Origin of the sequence: Centipeda infelix ATCC 43532, assembly GCF_000234095.1 — a bacterium.
Lineage (GTDB): Bacteria > Bacillota > Negativicutes > Selenomonadales > Selenomonadaceae > Centipeda > Centipeda infelix.
The window spans coordinates 318,896-336,422 of sequence record NZ_JH376797.1 but is presented as its reverse complement, the minus strand read 5'-3'; the positions used below and the strand labels follow the sequence as shown (position 1 = coordinate 336,422).

Below are 17,527 nucleotides of genomic sequence, written 5' to 3'. Positions count from 1 at the left end.
TCGTAGTCCTCCTCAGTGTACTCTGTACTTATCGATGCGAGCCTTGAGGCTCTCAAGAACGAACTCCTGCGCCCGCTCCTTCATGCCGATCGCACGCAGGATGTCCTCATCGCGCGTATCCACGCAGACGAGATGGTGCACGATAACCGTCCGGGTCTGTCCCTGCCGATGCAGACGCTTATTTGCCTGCTGATACAGTTCAAGGCTCCAGTTCAACCCGTACCAGACGACATGGCTGCCCCCGTCCTGCAGGTTCAGCCCGTAGGCGGCACTCGCAGGATGCGCAAGGAGAATATCCACCTCGCCCCGATTCCACGCCAGCTCATCCTCTGCTCCGCGCAGGATGCGCACGCGCAGCTTCGTTTGACGCAGTACTTCGAGAAGCCGCGCAAGATCGTGCTGAAAGTTGTAAAAGACCAGCGCAGATTTCCCGCCCAACTGCTCAATCAGCTCCATGAACGCCTCAATCTTGCAGTCATGCACCGCATGAGACTTGTGCTCCTCGTTGTAGACCGCCCCGTTGGCAAGCTGCTGCAGCTTGTTCGAGAGTGCCGCAGCACTCGCCGCCGTGATCTGCTCGCCGCTCTGCAGGAGTTCCAGCACCATCGTCCGCTCCATCGTGTCGTACGCCTTGCGCGCCTTTACATCCAGTACGACGGGGATCGTATCCTCGACCACGGGCGGCAGCTGCAGATAGTCCGCCGCCTTCATACTCACTGCGATGTCGCCGATGGCGCTCATAATAGCGTCCTCTGCACCATCTTTCGGGTCGTAGGTATAGATAATGTCACGCGACCGCTCCCCGGGTGTGAAATACCGATTACGAAAGCCTGAAAACGTGCTGCCGAGACGCTCGCCCCGATCCAGAAGATAGATCTGACTCCAAAGGTCGATGATCCCGTTCGGGCTTGGCGTCCCCGTGAGAAGCACCATCCGCTTGATGTGCGGATACATGTACGACAACGCCTTGAATCGTTTGGCACGCGGATTCTTGAAGCTGCTGGATTCGTCGACGACCACCATGTCAAACGGCCAGTCATTTCGGTAATGCTCCACGAGCCACGACACGTTTTCGCGATTGATGATGTAAATGTCGGCGGGCGTATTCAGCGCCCGCAACCGCCGTGCTTGTGTGCCGAGAACCATCTGCATTCGGAGGATGTGCACCCCGTCCCATTTTGCCGCCTCGCGCTGCCACGTCGCCTCCGCGACCTTCTTCGGCGCAATGATAAGCACCTTACGGACGGCGAACCGTGCGTATTTCAGGTGATAGATCGCCGACAGCGTGATGATCGTCTTACCAAGCCCCATGTCCAGAAAGAGAGCAACGCGCGGATCAACGATGAGCCGATCAATGCAGTACTTTTGGTACGGATGTGCTTTGAAGATCATACGTGCTGTGCTCCTTTGCCCAGTCCAAAAACTTGCGTACGTCTGCGATGCCGTACAGCGTCGCCACAGGCACCTTGAGGCGGGTCAGCTGTTCCTGCTGCACCTTCTGCAGCCGTGTCAGACGCCCACATTCCTGCTTCAGTTCCACGAATACAATCCGCCCTCCCGGAAGAATAACGATGCGGTCGGGCACACCTGCATTCCCCGGCGATGTCCATTTATAGGCTTTGCCGCCCAACTGCTTGACGCCATCGCGCAGCAGCACTTCGATATCTCGTTCTTTCATCCCGAGCTCCTTTCCGTGTAACAATGTCACACACGCACATATAGATATATAAATTAGGCGGTGTAGGCTATGTGTAATGCCCCCTAATCCCCTAATTTATATATTTATATAAATATAAGTTACATGTTACATAATATGTATAATCCTTAGAGATATAAGGGTTTAGCGCGTAATTTACAAGCGTAACAACAAAAATGAAGAAACATAAAAAACCTTCATTGTTACGGCGTACTCTTATTGTGTTACATCTGTTCAGTTTATGATATGGAATCCGCGCTGCACGCCGCAGTACCCGAATCGCCTTGTGGCATCGTCGCGGATAACGCCCGGAAGGTTTTCTAGGATCTTGTTGATCTCCTTCGCATCGCCACGCCGCATGAACTTCGGCTCGCCGTCGAAGCACTCGCACCAGATCTCAAGCGCACAGACCCGATCGCGCGGGATGAGGTCACCGCGATCCTCCATGACGCCGCTCCAGAAGATTTTTCGCTCGGGCAGCTTCATCATGTTCCAGTTCGTTGGAATGGGGCGCGTGATGAACTCGGCAATCAGGCCTTCCCTGATATTGACTTCTCGGTGCCCGCTTTGGTTGTCTAATGCCGCCTGAATGACTTCCTGATCGTCCAGATAGAGCGCCTCGCCCTGCCTAAATCTTGCCACAGCTTCCGCCCAGATCTGGTCAACCTCATGCGGCAGATCCTCCCAGATGCTCTTTTGCACCGGGCACTTTCCAACGTCCACCGGCCAAAAGCGGCGATTTCCAGTCGAATCCTTTAGGAACTCGTGATCGTTGCTTGACCCAAAGAAAACGCATTGACGGGGAAATTCGGCTGCTCTGCGCCCGAACGGCATACGGAAGAAATCGCTTGTGCGTGAGAGGAACTGCTTGATCATATTCTCCTCTGACCGCGTGTAGCCCGTCATCTCGGCAAGCTCGATCAGCAACTTTCCTTGAATCCCTTCGAGCGCATCCTTGCCGTCGAAGGAGGAAAAACTGTCACTGAACCATTCCTTTGCCATCTTCGCAAGAAGTGTGCTCTTGCCAAGCCCCTGCCGCCCGATGAGAACGGGTACATAGTCATACTTGCATCCGGGGTGCATCGCTCGCGCGACAGCGGCAACGAACGATTTACGGCAGACGGCTCGCGTATAGGGTTCATCCACGGCACCCAGATAATCGTGAAAGAGGGTATCCAGACGCGCAGCACCGTCCCACGTCAGCCCCTCAAGGTACTGCGTTACGGCGTTGAATCCATTCTGCTCGGCAGCAAGTTGAACTGCGCTGAGAATCTTATCCTTGCCGGTGATATCGAAACGGTATTCCAGATACCACTGCACGCCCGCGTCGTCGTGATCCGACCACACGCGCTGTTTGTCTGACGGGTTCCATGGCAGTGTACCAAAGACAAGCATCCGCAGGGAGAACTTTTCGACGGCGATCCTACCTTTCAGCAGCGGATCGTTCCGAAGAATCCGCACTATGTTGTCCATTGTCTTTTTCGGCTTCCCCGTGTCGCTGAACTGGATTCCTGCTGTGCGCATCCAGTTCACATCGACTGCAGGATTCTCCACCCCGCCGCCCGTTTCCGTGTGCTCCGAAGGCTCTGCCATCCCGAACACGTCCGCCGCCTGTGCGGCGCGTTCCGTTTGCAGCTCCGTGGCGACGGCTGCATCTGCGAGTGCCTCCTTCTGCATCGCAAGGAACGACGGCAGCCGGTTGTTTGGCGTTCCCTCCTTCGCAGGCTCATCCAGCTCTGCGAACTTATGCAGGCGGATGAGATCAAACGCGTTGACCAGCTGACCGCTGCATGGATCCGTCGCATGATGCGAATAGAGGAACTTGTTATCGTCATAGAGCACCGCACCTGCGACCGTGGATCCCATCGCGAACGTCAGTCGGTCACTACTGTCCGTCGGTTCGTAGGCGTGTGGGATATAATTCTCGATTGCGCCGAGAATGTCATAGGTACGGCAGAACGCGCCGACGATGCCCGTTTTCTTCGTCGGATCCGACTGCTTGGAGAGTGCCAGCCGCTCCTTCGCCTCGTTTGCACCCGGCACCTGCGGCCATGTCCGCACATCGTGCCAGTCCTCGTACGTGCTGAGAATCCCGTCCGATGAAAGAAACGGCTTGTCCTCATACGAGAACACATAGATGGCGTCCTTGCTGCAGCTTGGCCAGAACATGAGGCGGCTCGCCTCAAACGTCGTCGGATCGCAAAGATCAATTCCGATGAGGCTTGCAATCTTGCGCGCGATCGGCTCGTATTCGTCCGCTGTGACGCTCCGATCCGTCGGGAAGATCGCACGAAGACGCGGATGATGCTCGGTATGGCTGCGCGTACTATAGACGGCGTACGCGACGCCGAGGCCTGCGATGCGGCGAATGATTGCGTCGGTCTCTCCGGGCGCGATTGCATCGAGGTCTAGCGTGATGAGATCACGGCTCTCGACGTTCGCTGCCTTACGCTGGAGACCTTTGAGCGTACCGCCGACAAAGCCGCCAACATCCTTTAGCCTGCCCTGCTCCTTCTTTGGTAGAGCGTGGTACTGCTCAACGGTTTCATCCGTTCGCGCAGGTGTGCGGAGCCGTTCGACAAATTCGCTCCAGAGATACTCGGTGCGCTGCCACTCTTTCGAGGTACGACTTCGTCCGACGCTGATATGTGTGATGCGATCGTTTTGCAAATCATCGCCTCCCTCAGTCCTTCATGTAGTATTTGCTGGTGAATCCCGCAGCGGTCAGGTGCAGTCCTAGCGCCCACTGCAACGGCTCGGCCATGATGGCATTGACCGCTGCGAGCGTTTCCTCCGGATTCAGTTCGTCGATCTCGATCACGACCTCATCATGGACGTGCATGACAATAGGATAGCCCGCCTCCGTGAGGCGCGTGATCGCCGCAGCGAGGCAGTCGCGTGCGACTGCCTGCGTGATATTCTCCGTGAGTTTGCCGCCGTAGGTACTGTTTGTGCCCCAGTTCGCGCCGACCTGCGTACGGTAATGGAGCGCCTGCCGCTCGAAGGCATTGACCGCAAGATGCGGGCTTGGGTAAAAGAGCTTTCGCCCCGATGGCAGCGTAATCGTGAGAAAGTCGCTTCCATCGGCGGGGTTGCTCTCGCGTGCGAAAAGAATACCGTGGTCAAGACCGACGGGACGCGCCGTGTTCATCACATAGAGTGCGGCGTTCTCGACCTTCTGCCAGAAATCCACGATGCGAGGGTTCGCCTTGCGCCAGCGGCTGACGATGTCGGGCAGCTCCTCCTCGGTGAGCCCCATCTTGAGAGCACCCATGCTGATGAGCGCGTTCGGACCGCCTTGATACCCGCTTGCAAGCACTGCGATCTTTCCCTTCTGGCGCAGGTGACTGTTCGCGCCGTGTTTTTCGACGGGGACGTGGAACATACCGGATGCGGTCGCGCAGTAGATGTCCTCTCCCCGATCAAACGCCTCAAGCACCCACTTCTCCCCCGCGAGCCATGCAAGCACACGCGCCTCGATCGCGGAGAAGTCCGAAATGCAGAGCAGTTTCCCCTCGGGTGCGATAATCGCCGTGCGGATGAGCTGTGAGAGCGTATCACCTACATCGCCGAAGAGAAGTGCGACCGCTTCCCGATTCCCCCGTCGTACGAGATCACGGGCAAGGTCGAGGTTCCTCAAATAGTTGCGCGGCAGGTTCTGCCCCTGGATGAGTCGCCCCGCCCATCTGCCGGTACGATTCGCGCCGTAGAATTGGAGCACACCGCGCACACGGTTGTCGGTGTTGGCTGCAGCATTTTTCATCATCTCGTACTTTTTGACAGAGGTCTTTGAGAGCCGTCTGCGGATATCCAGCACCTTCGCAGCAGTATCGTCAGCGACCTCGAGTGCCTCGGCGACGCTCTCCTTCGTCAGCTTCTCCATCTCGACGTTCGTGTTGTCGTTGAGCCATTTGAGCAGCTGATCGCGGCTGTTGGGGTTGTCAAGCCCCGTGATCGCTGCGGCTTCCTGCATAAGATGCTGCTTTTCGTCGGCGTCGATTTGGAGTGCACCGCGTACGAGATCCAGGTCAAGGAGAACCCCGTGCCGGTTGATCTTCTGGTCAGTCACCCACTCCGCTTGCAGCGCGCCGGGAACGGGGAACGCCGCAAGACGGCGGCAGACCTCCATCTCTGTCACAACATCCTGCGCGTTGTACGCCTTGAACGCCTCCCACTTGTCGGGATCGTGCTCCGGCAGATTGCGCGTCCTGCCCCCGTTGCGCTTCGTCGGTTTGCACGGCAGACAAAAGTAACGGATGAGGGCTTTACCGCTCGCACTCTTTTTCTTGTCCTGCGGTAGCCCGAGAGCCTTGCCGATGCCGTCAAGGCTTTTGGGATAACCGAGATAGAGGCCGTGGAGCTGCGTGCACGCCCATTGCCTGTAAGGAGTCAGTATACCGCTGCGGTGCAGACAGTGCAGCTCAAACGCCGCGTTGAATGCGTGCTTCGTGACCTCTGGATTTGTGAGCGCGTCGATCACGTCGGCGGGAACTTCCTCCCCACGGGCAAGATCGACAACGTGTACCTCGCCGAAGTCCCACGCGTATGCGAATAATAGGATTTTGAAGTTCGGGCATTCCACGTATTTCGCGATGCCCAGCTTAATGTCGTTTTCGCTGTAGGTTTCAAGATCAATGGATAGATGTCGCATAAATAAGTCCTCAAAAGGGGGCGGCTGCCCCCTCGTTCTACAGATCTTTGGGTTACATCGGAGCGCCGGTCAGTGGGTTAACCTGCGGCTGCATCGCCGCCGAGGCGACACTGGGCGGTACGCTCGGCTGCGCGTACGGCGGAGCCCCTGCCGCGTATGTCTGCCCGATTGGAGCTGCGACGTCCGGCGCACCAAACACATCATCCGCCGAGGGAAGGACACCGCCCAGAGGCTCACCATCCGCGACCTTCTGCACGGGGCCGAGCCCAGCGCCGACGCCGACGGATTCATTCTTGTAGAAGTAGAAATTGACGAGGACGTTGGCGTACATCCCGCTGTAGATCTCACTCTGATTGAGGATCGGGTTGCGGCTCAGGTCAACCACCTGCACAGGACCGCGTGCCTCTGCAAGACCCGCGGTGAACACCCAGTGCCCCTTTGCCTCGGGGCCAAACTCTTTGCCAGACTGCGTGTAGCCGTCGCCGTCCCAGATTACTGTCTTGGGCTTCGGGGGAACGGCGTTGCCGTACTTCTCACGGCCGATGGCGATTGCGGCCTCAATGGCGCTATCGATCGCCTGCTTCTGCGCCAGATCCGTCTTCGGTACGAGGATCGTGCAGCTGTACTTCTTCTCCTGCCCGGGGTTGCGCGAGACCGCCTTGTCAAACCGGACGTACGAGAGACGCACGTTCCGCAGCAGTACATCCGAGGGTCGTGTTTGGTAACTCATGTTCTTTTTCTCCTTTTGTTCCTTATGAAAACACATCTGCTGCCTGCGGCACGTTCGTGACCGCAGGACGTTTATCAGACTCCGGGGCGAGCGTTGGCTTGCCCGGAGTTTTGACCACCATCGTGCCGACAAGTTCCGCGAAACGCTTCTTGCCGACCGTCTTCTCCACCTGCGCGAGTGTCAGCGGCTTGCGCTCCCAGAGCAGGCATTCTTCGATGCCGTCCTTCTCGAGGATGGCGAAGGCTTCATCCATATCCGTAAAGGATCGGCTGCCGCGTCCCTCCACAGCTTTCCAGCCGGGGACGTTGCTCCCGGCAAGGCACTCGCTGAGGGCGTATTCTTGGAGATCCTCTGCCCATTTCTTGAGTTCTCCAGCACTCTTGAGGTAGGACCCCAAATCCTCTAGTGTAATTAGTCTCGGATCTCTGTGCAGGGGAATTGTATTCAGTGCCGCATCGTAGTACTCACAGCGCGCCTTGCATTGCTGCTTTGCTCGACAGAAACGGCAGTGCTCGCCCGCTGCAAAGACGGGGGATTCTCCCAGAGCCTCCGCCGCTTTGACCTTCACGACCGTCTCACCCCAGTGCAGGAGTTCGTCCGCCGTGCAGGTGAACTCGCTGATACTGCCGACGCGTGGCTGCACGATCGCCATTTTGACAATCTTGAAGCGATAGATCAGGGCGAAGTCGTGTATCGCCCCGAGTGCGTAGAGCATCATCTGCGGATTGTGATCCGCATCGACGACAACGCCCTTGCCATGCTTATAGTCAATGACGTGCAGTGTATCTCCTGCAAGCAGGAGGCAGTCCGCCGTGCCGAAACCGTCGGGGGCGTAGTCGCTAAAGTTCACACGCCGCTCGATCTGAATGCTCGGCGGCACTGCATAACCGAGTGCCGTACGTTTCACGTAGTCAAGGTAGGTGTCCGTCGTCTCGTCCATCTCGGGGTCATAGAGCTCGTGCTTCTTGAGCACGTTGAGCTTCTTCGTATACGTCCCACGCGGCATTGTTGTGATGTACTTCGTCAGCTTCAGCTCACAGATCTCGTGTGCGAGCGTACCCTCCTTAGCGTAGGTGCTCGTCGTGTCGGGGAACTCAGCCTCAAGCTTCGGGGCGGCGGTGCATACGAGCCAGCGGTGTGCGCTCGACGCGCTGAGAAGTGCGTGTGCGGCGGCCATCAAAGACGCGCCCCCAATGCACGCAGATCGGCGGCGAGTGCACCGTACTGCTCTTTTGGAACATCCGGCAGCGATGTCGCGCCGAACTTCGTGAGAACCTGCTGCAGATCTGCCATGCGGTTCGCGTCCATCAGCGGCGCACATGCCGTCTGTAGCTCCTCAACTGTATACGTCGGCGCGGCGGCTGTCGGAATCGGTGCAGGTGTCGTGGGGGTGACAGGCATAGCAGGTACCATGGTCTCCGAGGCAGCCGGCGGAGCAATCGGTGCAGGTGCCGCCTGTTCTGCCTTTGCCGGAATCGGCTCGTCCGCATACACCTTCTCCGGCACGACGATGCCGTCGCCCGACGTCATCTTGTGCGGCTTGTCCGACATCTCGATCTCCGTGCCGAGCGATGCGCCGGCGAATGCCGTGCAGGCATTCACGAGGGCGGTTATGCCCTCCTTACCTGCTGCCGCGAGATCCATACCAGTGATGTTAATGTTGATTGTCATGTTGTATCTCCTATCTCACAACAGCATTCCCTCGGGATACTTCGTGCTGAGCGGACGGTAGTTTGGATCGATCTCCCGCTCCGTCTTTCCGCACTGTGGGCACTTCATATCGGGAATAACATTCACGTGGAAATTGGCATCGTCATAGCCCCGCTCCTCACATTCGTGCCCGCAGGCCTCACAGCGAAAAATTGCCCAAAAATCCCGACGATACTGACGCAGAATCTGTTTGATCTTCACATTGCATTACCTCCTGTTGGCGTGCTACAATAAGCACAGAATATCTTTTTTCCTATGGTGCTCAGACTGGCGGCTACCGGTCTGGGCGCCTTTTTTGTGTGTACATTTCGGCGCGGCAGCTCTGCGCTGCGGCGCATTGCCGTCTCCTCCCGTGTACGCGGAACACCCGGACACCCGTCGCATACTGCTGCCGTGCAGGTGAGACACCCGCGTCCTCGGCGGTTCATGGCGTTCCTTCGCTGTTCAAGCGCTTTGCTTCTGCATTCGCCTCACTCTTTTTGATGTAGCTACCTGCGTATTCTTTGTTTTCATAGCTATCCGGTTTAGCGGGGTCGATCAGTCGGACAACTCGATACCGACGCGTTGAGCCGCTTCCCCCGTGGTGAAAGTAATATTCCACATACCACTTAGACATCGTGCGCCTCCTTGTTCAGCTTCTCTGCGTGTGCCATCGCCTCACGCTCATCGTGCAGCAGACCACCTGCGTATTCGCGGTTGCCGCTGTGATCAACAACACGCATATCCTTGATACGGTAGACCTGATACACCTTCTTGCCGCCGAGGTACATACTTGAGATTTTCCACTCACTTCTCATTGCGTATCTCCTTTCACCCAGTAGGTCAGCGTCAGTTTGTCCCCGGGATAGATCATCCCGTGCCGCTCAAGCAGCCACGGATTGTTTTGTTCGATACCGCTCTTGTACTCTAAGATATACCTCCGAGTACCGGTGTTCTTCTGGAGATACTCCTCGGCGATATTCCAGAGCGTATCGCCGCTCTTGACCGTGTAGACCTCCTCAACGAGGACGGCGTTCTTGCCGTCCTCCCATGGATTGACCGCGCCAGAGCAGAGGATCGCCGCCCCTGCGATGCAGCACCCAACGATAACTTTTTGCGCGGTCATGCGACCGCCTCCCTTCTCCCGATCGGGACGGGATTCCGAGGATCCTCCAAGTCCATCCCGTCCATTGCAGCCATCCAGCGCTCAAGCTCACGCCGGCGTACCTTCATGCCGTTCAGCTTGATGCCCCGGATAATACCAGACTGTACCAGCATGTTCGCGTAGTTCTTTCCAACACCGAGTACCTCGGCGACCTCTACGACCGTGAGGAGCTCGTCTGGTGTTTGACGCTCCCTCACAACAGCGACCGATCTGCTTGCGCGCTCGATCGCACTGGCGATGATGGACTCCATTGCTGCACTGTCCATCATTGCACCTCCTTAGCCTCACATCATACTCAACCGTCTGATGATTTACTGATGCAGCATCCCTCCTTTCGGTATGCATCGCTGTCAGCGACATACAGAAACAGGTCATCCACGCCGCACTCAAGGTAGCTGCACAGCTTGTTCAGTACGGTGAACGTGATGTACGTGCTGCGCTTGTAGTAGATGTTCGTGAGTGTCGTGCGTGAGATTCCTGTGTCCCGTGCCACTTGGCTGATCTTGATGAGCCTGCTGCCAAGAATCGCAGAAAATTTATTGTCAATCACACGAATCACCTTTTCTTCTCCTCCCACTGATATGCTATACTGAGCACAGAAGGGAGATGACGATATGCCAAATGTTGACCATTTTGCTGATCTGTCAACCGATATGCAGGACGCACTTCTTGACTACATTGCCCTTAACTTCAAAGTGCAGTCCGGGTATAACCGCCGGCACTCGGCGTACGGACTGAAACAGCATTTCGTGAGTACTCAAGGATTCCCAGATCAGCACGTCACCAGTGAATGTTTCTCTGAGGCGATGGTTGCCGCTGGTTTCAAAAGGAAGCGCACCGATGAATCAGAGCCAAACTGGTACTTCAATGCACGCGTCCCGAACGTACTCAAGCCGTGAGCCATGCAACAATATCGCTGCGGCTGAATCCAAGCACCTCGGTCAGATCGAGGTGCTTTTTCAATCCGTAGAGTTCCAGAAGGACAACTCCGCGCGGATTCTTCGGGAGAGTAAATGGACCGATTGGATCATCAGATCCGCCTATCACGACTGAACCCGGCTCAAATACTCCATCGAACCCGTTATGACGGAGAATGCTGCACAGCATCGACTTCCCTGTCCCCTCCGCGCCGTAGAAGTAAATCCGCCGACCTGCAAGCAGAGATTCCTTCAGGAGCCCGATCTGAGCCTCTGTTAGGACACTATGCAGGTAGACCTCAAAACGTGACTTTTCCATGTGCTTGACTCCTTTCACGGGTCCATAGACAACCGGCTTGATCGCAGACATCTCAAGTCCGTAGGCCTCCTCTGCGAGGCAGACCGCCTTGTTGATTGCGACATGACGCTCGATGCCAAAGATTTCACGGAGTGCGGCTGCGGTGATGCGGATGTCCTGCACGATCTCAGCGACGGTGCGGGCATGGCAACGCGGGTGTTTCTGGTTGTTGCTCATTGGTTTTCTCCTTTCGAGATCTCTGTTTCCTATCAGCGTCACCGCTTTCGTCGAATACGAAGTTTCTCCAAATATGGATAGTAGGATAACCGGATTGTTTTTAGCATCTCGCCAAGCATCATGACAAAACCCAGGAACAATGCACGAACATCCCGATAAAAGCTCACCTGCTCAGGGAATTGAATATTGACTGCCAGATAGATTGGTTGGCGATCACCCATAGTCCCCTGCTCGTGCAGGGGCTTTTCTTTTGCCATCCCCTCACCTCCTCTCGCGGTTGTTGTGCTCCTCCCCACCGTGGTATACTGAACACGGAAAGGAGGTGCTAATATGGCTACAAATCAAACGATCGAGACTGTGAAGGATATGATTCCGACGCTTGCAGTAGAGGTTCTTGCCGCTAAACATGACCTGTCTGCAATGTCCTATCCCGATATGATTCACAATCTCCACAACATCATGACAGACCTGTTCGACGCTGCCGATGATGTTCTTCCGCGCGACTAAAATAGTCGCTCTTTCCCACGCTCTTTTTTTACCTCTGCCAACTCCTTAATCTCCATTAGGTCAAGAAGTTGGCAGCCTTTTTTCTCATACTCTTGATTCAGTATCCGCAAAACCCATTTCGCTTGCCAATACAAAGCCCCCTTATCAAGGAGATATTCGTGAATCTCCTTGACCGCCAAATCCATATCCTCTTTTGTCATCCCCTCACCTCCTCTCTGTTGCGCGGATTCCGTCTGTCTCCACGCTCGGGGTTGTTGCTCCCTCCCCGCCGTGCTATAATCAGCGCGGAAAGGAGGTGGTTTAGATGACGAAAGAAGAACTGGTTAGCATTTTCGAATCCGTTCCGTCCGAAATGCTTCAAGATGACCTCGAAAGCAGATTAAAAGTCTCGCTCGACGAAGTAACAGCAAAACTTCCGGAAGGTACTGATGCCGAAAAACTCGTAGCTCTCGCGATCCGTGCCACAATGGATTACAACAGAGAGTTCATGTTCCGCGTGCTCTGCAAAGCACTCACGAAAGACTGAACCACAACATCAACGTCCTCCTCTTTGGTCAACGTTCGCCGCCCCTCTATCTCCAGTAGCAGGGCGGCGATTTCTTTTGCCTCGCCTTTGATGATGACCTCCATCCACTCACCTCCTCTCGCGGTTACTGTTATTCGGTTTTCCGAACCTCTGGGGTAAAAAAATATTCATCGAGTTGCGTAAGGCTTTGTTTCAACAGCCTCATCGAGTCCATCATTTCCTGTTGCGTGAACTCCGAGCTGTTATTGAGCTTCTGGCTCAGCGTAGACTTTGACATACCAAGTGCCTCAGCAAATCGGTCTTGAGTGCCAAATACCTCCCTGATTTTCCCCCGCAGCTTATCGTAAGAAAAACTCACCAATTTCACCTCGCCTCCATTATTCGGTTTTCTTAACTAAAGATAGAATACCACCTTCACGAAATTATTGCAATATCTTTTTTCAAGTTTTCCGAACTTTTTTCTTAAAAACGGTATTTTTAGTTGTGTTTTCCGAATTTCTGCTATATAATCACATCAAGGAGGTTGTCCATATGGGTACGTTTTCAGAACGTCTACGCGCGTCAATGGATTCTGCAAACATGAAAGCAGTCGAGCTTCATGAGCGGACGGGCATAAGCAAGGCTTCAATCAGTGAATATTTATCGGGTAACTATGAACCAAAACAGCGGAATATATTTAAGATAGCGCAGGCACTGAATGTATCCCCAAGCTACTTAATGGGAGTTAATGACGATCCACGATCTCCTGTGCAATCCTCCGCCCCCGCATCCGACGATCTGCCCGACGTGTCCCCCACGGGGAAAAAGATCGACGCACGTACGCGCCGCCAGCTTGAGGCGGTTCTCGATGACGATAACCTCACATACAACGGTGTTGTCCTCAACGGAGAGGACAAAGAAAAGGTAAAAAAGGCACTCGAACTCATCTTCTGGGATGTCAAAGAGAAAAACAAACGCAAGAAATAAGGGAAAGAGAGAAATGTAGGGAGGTGCTGTCAGTGTCTCTGAATATCCCTTTACGCGTCAGAAATCTAGTAGCTCGACACGATACATCAGACCCGTACCGAATTGCAAAGGAACTGAACTGCAGCGTCTATTTCCTCGACCTCCCGTCAACGGTCAACGGCTTCTGGAAACGAACACTGCGGCGCAGGACAATCGCAATCAACAAGAATCTCCCTGAATGGCAGCAAGCGGCTGTCCTTTGTCACGAGCTCGGGCACATCGTATGCCATGGAAGATATACCGCCTTCTCGATGCGAAACGTCTCATACTCCAATACGCGTATTGAGCGAGAGGCAGATGAGTTTGCAACATATCTGATGGCCTACCGCTACAATCTGGACGAATATTATGTGAGCCAGTTCCTCTCGGAGGGATGGAGAACATAAAAAAGGCCGCTCAGAGGCAGTCAATTGTACACAGACAATAAAATAAGGTTCACATTTCACGAATTTCCGTATATAATACAAGAAAGGAGGTTGTGTTATGAAAAATCAAACTGAAGTGAAAGTGCTCCATTTTGACCCTCTCGCTATCAAAAAGCAATATGACGAACACGCCTCCCGTTGTCGGCAAATTGCCGAGGAGGTAAATAAATGGGGACAAAAGAAGCCGTTGAAACTAACTTTTCTGATGCCCAAACCTTGATTGATTTTCTTTATATCGACAAGGAACGTACCGATTCCTTTATATCCCAAATCCGAAACGGAACCCTCAGAAGTGTGACAAAAACAATAGGCACTTCCGAGGGTTCTTCTTTGTCTACGAAAGGCTCTATCGAAGTCGTACAGGGAACGTGGGGAAAACGCAACGAATCGAACGAAAAAGCTGCTGAGGAATACGATCCATACCACAGCCAGATCATACAATTACTTAATGACTTGGGTATTCACCCGTTAAGTCAACTCCCAACAAGCTGTACAGGGCGGCTGGTTTTACTTCAATCCCGTATCAAAATTCAGGACATCGAGTCCATCAAGTCTATGATGCCAATCTTCACAAAGAACGCTGCTACATTTGGCGTCCCCCAGACAAGGGAGGCTAAATCTATGATGCGTATATTCACAGATATTCTTGCACAAATCCCAAACACAATAACCCTCACCCTTGAAATAGATGGTTTTTCTGTAACAGGTACATTGAAAAGCGGCGGGCTTTCCATTGCGCAAAGCGATATTAATCGTACATATGGAACACAAATCCCTGGCGAATGGTTTACACTTGGAATTTTGGACACAGCTGACAGGGCTTCTTCTTCGACGGATATTTCCTCATTAGATGATGCCATCGATGTGATGTCCGATTCTTTGAATCAGCTGTTTCAATCCTCTGTCTACAGAATTATCCCTATTCTTGTTTTCCGTAGAGTGCAGGTTCATTGAGTGCAAGGCGACGTTTTTGCCAAATGTTACAAGTACCGCTTCCTCTCGGAGGGCTAGAAAGGAGGCTCACGATGACATACTCACCCGAATATCTCAGTGATCTCATGGTGCGGATGGCGCATCACTCCACCGCGATCGAGGGCAACACGCTGACGCAGGGCGAGACAAAGAGCGTGCTCATTGATGGCTATGTCCCGCGTGCGATGGATATGCGCGAGCTGAACGAGGTGCTGAACTATAAGGCGTTCATGACGTTTCTTGTCGAGCAGTCGACATCTGGCACACCGATCTCCCTCTCTCTGATCCGCGAGGTGCACGCAATCCTCTGCAAGGATGCGATCGAGAGCGTACCCGGACAGTTCAAGCAGCGCCCGAATATGATCATTGGCGCAGACTTCACACCTACGCCGCCCTACCTCGTTCCGTCGGCACTGACGGACTGGATCGACAACCTCGCTGCGCAGATGGATGCCGCTGCATCCGATTCAGATAAGGTGCTCGCCATCTGCCGCCAGCACATCGCATTCGAGCATATTCATCCGTTCCCGGACGGCAACGGACGGGTCGGCCGTGCGCTGATGGTGTACAGCTGTTTCCTCGCCGGCATGACGCCGATTGTGATTCCCGTGGAGCGGCGCAAGGAGTACATCAACTATCTCAATACGGAGGATTTGCAGGGATTCGCTGCATTCGCCGAGGAACTACAGGCAGAGGAACGCAGACGTATTGAAGCATTTTCATAGCTTGCATCTCATTGGGGACTTGTGTTATACTATCTATGGCAAACGCGATAGCACTTAAGCACACGAAAAGCCCCCGAGATAGCAGCTCGGGGGCTTTTCTGTTCCCATTGTGCAGGCAGGGACTAACACCTAGGCTCGTCGCCGTCAGTCTCTCTCATCGAGCCATTTGCAGATGTAGTTGGCGATTACACCCGCCATGATGGAGAGAAGAAACGCGATAACACTCATACGCACACCCCCTCCCATTGCCATGTGTAGGGGCGGCAACGCATCCAGTATAGCATAGTTCAGAACATCAACCAACTGGGAAAAATCGGCTCTTTTTCCCTAATTGAACAATCAAGAGGGAAAATATTGTGTTTTCTTCCCACATAAAAGACCGCCCGGAGCACCACCTCCGGACGGCAAAGAATAAATGTGAGGCTAATCACATCTACGCCAACACCTATTATATGGGATTAGCCTCCAATTTTCAACATGGGAGGCTTTTATCATGTCAAAAAAATCAAATAACCCACTCGATCACGTCCGCGTAAAGCAACGCGGAGCATCGTGGGCATACTATTTCGAGAAGGCAAAGGTTGACGGCAAACGTCGGCGCGGCGAAGGCGGTGGATATGCCACAGAGCAGGATGCGCTAATGGCCGGAGTCGAAGCATACAATGCCTACATCGGCGGCGGCACAAAAAAGAACGATACCAGCATCAGCTTCGCGGACTATCTCGATATCTGGTATGAGCGCACGCGGCTCTCTGCACGCAACAACACGTTGGAGCTGCGCGAGAAGAATATCCGGCTGCACATCAAGCCCGCACTTGGTGAGTACCGCCTATCCTCTCTCACGCCTGCGATCATCGACCGATTCGTCCAAGAGAAGCGCAAGGACGGCTATGCCTATGAGACCGTCGCGCGGATCCTCAGCAACATCTCCACGGCACTCGACTATGCGATCTATCCGATGGAGCTGCTGCGGGAAAATCCTGCACGCCTTATCAAGGTGCCGGGCAAAGAGTTTGCCCCGCTCAGTCATCGGCAGCCGCGTCGGCGTATCGAGGACAGCGAGCTTGCGTTGATCTTCCAGCGGCATCCGTTCGGTACAACCTTTCACATGCCGCTTGTCATTGGTCTCTATTTCGGCACGCGCATCGGCGAGGCACTCTGTCTCTCATGGGATAATTGCGATATGCAACGCATGACGATTGCAGTCACACAGCAAATACAACGGCTTGCTATGCGCGGAAAGATTGGCCTGCACTATGTGTGCGATCTCAAGACCGATAGCAGCCGTCGGACGCTTTCCTTCGATGCGCAGGTCATTCTCCCCCTCCTGCAGCGTTGGAAGCGACAGCAGGCGAAGAACGAGCTCTACTACGGAGAGGATTACTTTTATAATTACATTGTCCCGGCAAAAGACTATCAAGGACGGGACATCAAAAAGATTGTGTCCTTGGAGAAGGGCTATCCTGCCCCTGGACCGCGCATTGATATCATCTGCACGCAGCCGAACGGGAAGTACATCAAGCCGACGACCTTGGGGTATCAGTGCAAGAGGATCCGCGAGCTCGGTGTTCATGATTTCGATTTCCACTGCATGCGGCACACGAACCTCACCATGCTCGGAGAGTCACAGGCGGCTCCGAATGACATCATGGCGCGTGCGGGGCACTCGGACTACGACACAACGCTCCGCTACATCGAGAACCGCCCGGAGATGCAGGCCGTCCCCGTGCAGATCATCTCGGGCAAGGTGAAGAATGTACTGTAACTCCACAAAAAAAGACCGCCCAAAAGCCTGTGGATGTGATATAATCCGAGCAGGTGCTATCTATTCGGTAGGCGGTCAATCTTAGCCCCTGAGAGGGGGCGATGCCGATGGAGCTATACGACTTTTTGGCGTTAGTGTTCATGGTGACGATCTGTATCGTTGCATTAAAGGCATAAGAAAACCCGCCTGACCCCAGCTAAAGTTTAGGCGGGATTTTCT

At 54.3% G+C, this 17,527-nt stretch carries 26 protein-coding genes; 9 read left to right on the top strand and 17 right to left on the bottom strand.

What is annotated here, in order from left to right; translation table 11 throughout:
* Nucleotides 1-12 precede the first annotated feature (12 nt).
* The 13 genes from HMPREF9334_RS01605 to HMPREF9334_RS01545 all read right to left on the bottom strand — a co-directional run bounded on the left by HMPREF9334_RS01605 (nucleotide 13) and on the right by HMPREF9334_RS01545 (nucleotide 10,490).
* Nucleotides 13-1,392 (bottom strand): DEAD/DEAH box helicase, encoded by a 1,380-nt coding sequence (locus tag HMPREF9334_RS01605; protein ID WP_006691762.1) that lies wholly within the window; start codon nucleotides 1,390-1,392, stop codon nucleotides 13-15.
* Nucleotides 1,352-1,678: a VRR-NUC domain-containing protein gene (locus HMPREF9334_RS01600; RefSeq protein ID WP_006691761.1), complete on the bottom strand. Its 327-nt coding sequence runs from the start codon at nucleotides 1,676-1,678 to the stop codon at nucleotides 1,352-1,354. The genes HMPREF9334_RS01605 and HMPREF9334_RS01600 overlap by 41 nt, the downstream gene beginning before the upstream one ends.
* Before the next feature lie 252 nt (nucleotides 1,679-1,930).
* Nucleotides 1,931-4,366, bottom strand: coding sequence for a virulence-associated E family protein (locus HMPREF9334_RS01595; RefSeq protein ID WP_006691760.1), 2,436 nt, complete (start codon nucleotides 4,364-4,366; stop codon nucleotides 1,931-1,933).
* Nucleotides 4,367-4,379: 13 nt separating this feature from the next.
* Entirely contained in the window at nucleotides 4,380-6,347 is a 1,968-nt protein-coding gene (locus HMPREF9334_RS01590) for a DNA polymerase (protein WP_006691759.1), read from the bottom strand.
* A gap of 52 nt (nucleotides 6,348-6,399) precedes the next feature.
* Nucleotides 6,400-7,077 carry a DUF2815 family protein gene (locus HMPREF9334_RS01585; RefSeq protein WP_006691758.1) on the bottom strand — a complete coding sequence of 226 codons (678 nt, stop codon included), beginning with the start codon at nucleotides 7,075-7,077 and terminating at the stop codon, nucleotides 6,400-6,402.
* 22 nt (nucleotides 7,078-7,099) lie between these two features.
* The gene (locus tag HMPREF9334_RS01580) at nucleotides 7,100-8,254 is read right to left on the bottom strand and encodes a DUF2800 domain-containing protein (RefSeq protein WP_006691757.1); all 1,155 of its coding nucleotides are present in this window, start codon (nucleotides 8,252-8,254) and stop codon (nucleotides 7,100-7,102) included.
* Nucleotides 8,254-8,748: a hypothetical protein gene (locus HMPREF9334_RS11325; protein ID WP_006691756.1), complete on the bottom strand. Its 495-nt coding sequence runs from the start codon at nucleotides 8,746-8,748 to the stop codon at nucleotides 8,254-8,256. Before HMPREF9334_RS11325 ends, HMPREF9334_RS01580 begins: the two co-directional genes overlap by 1 nt.
* Before the next feature lie 15 nt (nucleotides 8,749-8,763).
* Nucleotides 8,764-8,988: an FmdB family zinc ribbon protein gene (locus tag HMPREF9334_RS01570; protein ID WP_006691755.1), complete on the bottom strand. Its 225-nt coding sequence runs from the start codon at nucleotides 8,986-8,988 to the stop codon at nucleotides 8,764-8,766.
* 223 nt (nucleotides 8,989-9,211) lie between these two features.
* Complete coding sequence (locus HMPREF9334_RS01565; protein ID WP_039957105.1) at nucleotides 9,212-9,403, bottom strand: hypothetical protein; 192 nt, start codon at nucleotides 9,401-9,403, stop codon at nucleotides 9,212-9,214.
* On the bottom strand, nucleotides 9,396-9,584 hold the full coding sequence (locus HMPREF9334_RS01560; RefSeq protein WP_006691754.1) for a hypothetical protein: 189 nt from the start codon (nucleotides 9,582-9,584) through the stop codon (nucleotides 9,396-9,398). Before HMPREF9334_RS01560 ends, HMPREF9334_RS01565 begins: the two co-directional genes overlap by 8 nt.
* Nucleotides 9,581-9,892 (bottom strand): LysM peptidoglycan-binding domain-containing protein, encoded by a 312-nt coding sequence (locus tag HMPREF9334_RS01555; protein ID WP_006691753.1) that lies wholly within the window; start codon nucleotides 9,890-9,892, stop codon nucleotides 9,581-9,583. The genes HMPREF9334_RS01560 and HMPREF9334_RS01555 overlap by 4 nt, the downstream gene beginning before the upstream one ends.
* Nucleotides 9,889-10,197, bottom strand: coding sequence for a helix-turn-helix domain-containing protein (locus HMPREF9334_RS01550; RefSeq protein ID WP_245535200.1), 309 nt, complete (start codon nucleotides 10,195-10,197; stop codon nucleotides 9,889-9,891). The genes HMPREF9334_RS01555 and HMPREF9334_RS01550 overlap by 4 nt, the downstream gene beginning before the upstream one ends.
* Before the next feature lie 29 nt (nucleotides 10,198-10,226).
* Nucleotides 10,227-10,490: a helix-turn-helix domain-containing protein gene (locus HMPREF9334_RS01545; RefSeq protein ID WP_211204828.1), complete on the bottom strand. Its 264-nt coding sequence runs from the start codon at nucleotides 10,488-10,490 to the stop codon at nucleotides 10,227-10,229.
* Nucleotides 10,491-10,545: 55 nt separating this feature from the next.
* Between HMPREF9334_RS01545 and HMPREF9334_RS01540 the strand changes: the two genes are divergently transcribed.
* Nucleotides 10,546-10,830 (top strand): hypothetical protein, encoded by a 285-nt coding sequence (locus tag HMPREF9334_RS01540; RefSeq protein WP_006691750.1) that lies wholly within the window; start codon nucleotides 10,546-10,548, stop codon nucleotides 10,828-10,830.
* Here the strand turns inward: HMPREF9334_RS01540 and HMPREF9334_RS01535 are convergent.
* Both HMPREF9334_RS01535 and HMPREF9334_RS01530 read right to left on the bottom strand, forming a co-directional pair.
* Entirely contained in the window at nucleotides 10,820-11,383 is a 564-nt protein-coding gene (locus HMPREF9334_RS01535) for a hypothetical protein (RefSeq protein ID WP_006691749.1), read from the bottom strand. The two genes, HMPREF9334_RS01540 and HMPREF9334_RS01535, sit on opposite strands and share 11 nt — an antisense overlap.
* Before the next feature lie 38 nt (nucleotides 11,384-11,421).
* Nucleotides 11,422-11,640 (bottom strand): hypothetical protein, encoded by a 219-nt coding sequence (locus tag HMPREF9334_RS01530; RefSeq protein WP_039957104.1) that lies wholly within the window; start codon nucleotides 11,638-11,640, stop codon nucleotides 11,422-11,424.
* Between the two features lie 73 nt (nucleotides 11,641-11,713).
* Between HMPREF9334_RS01530 and HMPREF9334_RS12085 the strand changes: the two genes are divergently transcribed.
* Nucleotides 11,714-11,890, top strand: coding sequence for a hypothetical protein (locus HMPREF9334_RS12085; RefSeq protein ID WP_006691748.1), 177 nt, complete (start codon nucleotides 11,714-11,716; stop codon nucleotides 11,888-11,890).
* Here the strand turns inward: HMPREF9334_RS12085 and HMPREF9334_RS01525 are convergent.
* Complete coding sequence (locus tag HMPREF9334_RS01525; RefSeq protein ID WP_006691747.1) at nucleotides 11,887-12,090, bottom strand: hypothetical protein; 204 nt, start codon at nucleotides 12,088-12,090, stop codon at nucleotides 11,887-11,889. The genes HMPREF9334_RS12085 and HMPREF9334_RS01525 overlap by 4 nt on opposite strands.
* A gap of 104 nt (nucleotides 12,091-12,194) precedes the next feature.
* Between HMPREF9334_RS01525 and HMPREF9334_RS12080 the strand changes: the two genes are divergently transcribed.
* Nucleotides 12,195-12,416 carry a hypothetical protein gene (locus HMPREF9334_RS12080; protein WP_006691746.1) on the top strand — a complete coding sequence of 74 codons (222 nt, stop codon included), beginning with the start codon at nucleotides 12,195-12,197 and terminating at the stop codon, nucleotides 12,414-12,416.
* Nucleotides 12,417-12,546: 130 nt separating this feature from the next.
* Here the strand turns inward: HMPREF9334_RS12080 and HMPREF9334_RS01520 are convergent, their stop codons facing one another.
* The gene (locus HMPREF9334_RS01520) at nucleotides 12,547-12,783 is read right to left on the bottom strand and encodes a DUF739 family protein (RefSeq protein WP_211204827.1); all 237 of its coding nucleotides are present in this window, start codon (nucleotides 12,781-12,783) and stop codon (nucleotides 12,547-12,549) included.
* Nucleotides 12,784-12,947: 164 nt separating this feature from the next.
* Here HMPREF9334_RS01520 and HMPREF9334_RS12430 point away from each other — a divergent pair, with 164 nt between their 5' ends.
* The 6 genes from HMPREF9334_RS12430 (at nucleotide 12,948) to HMPREF9334_RS01495 (ending at nucleotide 17,308) form a co-directional block, all read left to right on the top strand.
* Nucleotides 12,948-13,382 (top strand): helix-turn-helix domain-containing protein, encoded by a 435-nt coding sequence (locus tag HMPREF9334_RS12430; protein WP_050803389.1) that lies wholly within the window; start codon nucleotides 12,948-12,950, stop codon nucleotides 13,380-13,382.
* A gap of 23 nt (nucleotides 13,383-13,405) precedes the next feature.
* The gene (locus tag HMPREF9334_RS11485) at nucleotides 13,406-13,807 is read left to right on the top strand and encodes an ImmA/IrrE family metallo-endopeptidase (protein WP_342626155.1); all 402 of its coding nucleotides are present in this window, start codon (nucleotides 13,406-13,408) and stop codon (nucleotides 13,805-13,807) included.
* 97 nt (nucleotides 13,808-13,904) lie between these two features.
* Nucleotides 13,905-14,066, top strand: a complete 162-nt coding sequence (locus HMPREF9334_RS12240; protein WP_169311773.1) for a hypothetical protein — start codon at nucleotides 13,905-13,907, stop codon at nucleotides 14,064-14,066.
* Nucleotides 14,015-14,800, top strand: coding sequence for a DUF6414 family protein (locus HMPREF9334_RS01510; protein WP_006691743.1), 786 nt, complete (start codon nucleotides 14,015-14,017; stop codon nucleotides 14,798-14,800). Before HMPREF9334_RS12240 ends, HMPREF9334_RS01510 begins: the two co-directional genes overlap by 52 nt.
* A gap of 71 nt (nucleotides 14,801-14,871) precedes the next feature.
* Nucleotides 14,872-15,543 (top strand): Fic family protein, encoded by a 672-nt coding sequence (locus HMPREF9334_RS01505; protein WP_039957103.1) that lies wholly within the window; start codon nucleotides 14,872-14,874, stop codon nucleotides 15,541-15,543.
* A 493-nt stretch (nucleotides 15,544-16,036) separates the two neighbouring features.
* Nucleotides 16,037-17,308: a tyrosine-type recombinase/integrase gene (locus HMPREF9334_RS01495; RefSeq protein ID WP_006691740.1), complete on the top strand. Its 1,272-nt coding sequence runs from the start codon at nucleotides 16,037-16,039 to the stop codon at nucleotides 17,306-17,308.
* Nucleotides 17,309-17,527: the final 219 nt, after the last annotated feature.

What these genes read in the sequence shown, in the direction of transcription:
- HMPREF9334_RS01605 (WP_006691762.1), bottom strand. Translation starts at nt 1,392, where the DNA reads ATGATCTTCAAAGCACATCCGTACCAAAAGTACTGCATTGATCGGCTC.
- HMPREF9334_RS01600 (WP_006691761.1), bottom strand. Translation starts at nt 1,678, where the DNA reads ATGAAAGAACGAGATATCGAAGTGCTGCTGCGCGATGGCGTCAAGCAG.
- HMPREF9334_RS01590 (WP_006691759.1), bottom strand. Translation starts at nt 6,347, where the DNA reads ATGCGACATCTATCCATTGATCTTGAAACCTACAGCGAAAACGACATT.
- HMPREF9334_RS01585 (WP_006691758.1), bottom strand. Translation starts at nt 7,077, where the DNA reads ATGAGTTACCAAACACGACCCTCGGATGTACTGCTGCGGAACGTGCGT.
- HMPREF9334_RS01580 (WP_006691757.1), bottom strand. Translation starts at nt 8,254, where the DNA reads ATGGCCGCCGCACACGCACTTCTCAGCGCGTCGAGCGCACACCGCTGG.
- HMPREF9334_RS11325 (WP_006691756.1), bottom strand. Translation starts at nt 8,748, where the DNA reads ATGACAATCAACATTAACATCACTGGTATGGATCTCGCGGCAGCAGGT.
- HMPREF9334_RS01565 (WP_039957105.1), bottom strand. Translation starts at nt 9,403, where the DNA reads ATGTCTAAGTGGTATGTGGAATATTACTTTCACCACGGGGGAAGCGGC.
- HMPREF9334_RS01560 (WP_006691754.1), bottom strand. Translation starts at nt 9,584, where the DNA reads ATGAGAAGTGAGTGGAAAATCTCAAGTATGTACCTCGGCGGCAAGAAG.
- HMPREF9334_RS01555 (WP_006691753.1), bottom strand. Translation starts at nt 9,892, where the DNA reads ATGACCGCGCAAAAAGTTATCGTTGGGTGCTGCATCGCAGGGGCGGCG.
- HMPREF9334_RS01550 (WP_245535200.1), bottom strand. Translation starts at nt 10,197, where the DNA reads ATGGACAGTGCAGCAATGGAGTCCATCATCGCCAGTGCGATCGAGCGC.
- HMPREF9334_RS01540 (WP_006691750.1), top strand. Translation starts at nt 10,546, where the DNA reads ATGCCAAATGTTGACCATTTTGCTGATCTGTCAACCGATATGCAGGAC.
- HMPREF9334_RS01535 (WP_006691749.1), bottom strand. Translation starts at nt 11,383, where the DNA reads ATGAGCAACAACCAGAAACACCCGCGTTGCCATGCCCGCACCGTCGCT.
- HMPREF9334_RS01530 (WP_039957104.1), bottom strand. Translation starts at nt 11,640, where the DNA reads ATGGCAAAAGAAAAGCCCCTGCACGAGCAGGGGACTATGGGTGATCGC.
- HMPREF9334_RS12085 (WP_006691748.1), top strand. Translation starts at nt 11,714, where the DNA reads ATGGCTACAAATCAAACGATCGAGACTGTGAAGGATATGATTCCGACG.
- HMPREF9334_RS01525 (WP_006691747.1), bottom strand. Translation starts at nt 12,090, where the DNA reads ATGACAAAAGAGGATATGGATTTGGCGGTCAAGGAGATTCACGAATAT.
- HMPREF9334_RS12080 (WP_006691746.1), top strand. Translation starts at nt 12,195, where the DNA reads ATGACGAAAGAAGAACTGGTTAGCATTTTCGAATCCGTTCCGTCCGAA.
- HMPREF9334_RS12430 (WP_050803389.1), top strand. Translation starts at nt 12,948, where the DNA reads ATGGGTACGTTTTCAGAACGTCTACGCGCGTCAATGGATTCTGCAAAC.
- HMPREF9334_RS12240 (WP_169311773.1), top strand. Translation starts at nt 13,905, where the DNA reads ATGAAAAATCAAACTGAAGTGAAAGTGCTCCATTTTGACCCTCTCGCT.
- HMPREF9334_RS01510 (WP_006691743.1), top strand. Translation starts at nt 14,015, where the DNA reads ATGGGGACAAAAGAAGCCGTTGAAACTAACTTTTCTGATGCCCAAACC.
- HMPREF9334_RS01505 (WP_039957103.1), top strand. Translation starts at nt 14,872, where the DNA reads ATGACATACTCACCCGAATATCTCAGTGATCTCATGGTGCGGATGGCG.
- HMPREF9334_RS01495 (WP_006691740.1), top strand. Translation starts at nt 16,037, where the DNA reads ATGTCAAAAAAATCAAATAACCCACTCGATCACGTCCGCGTAAAGCAA.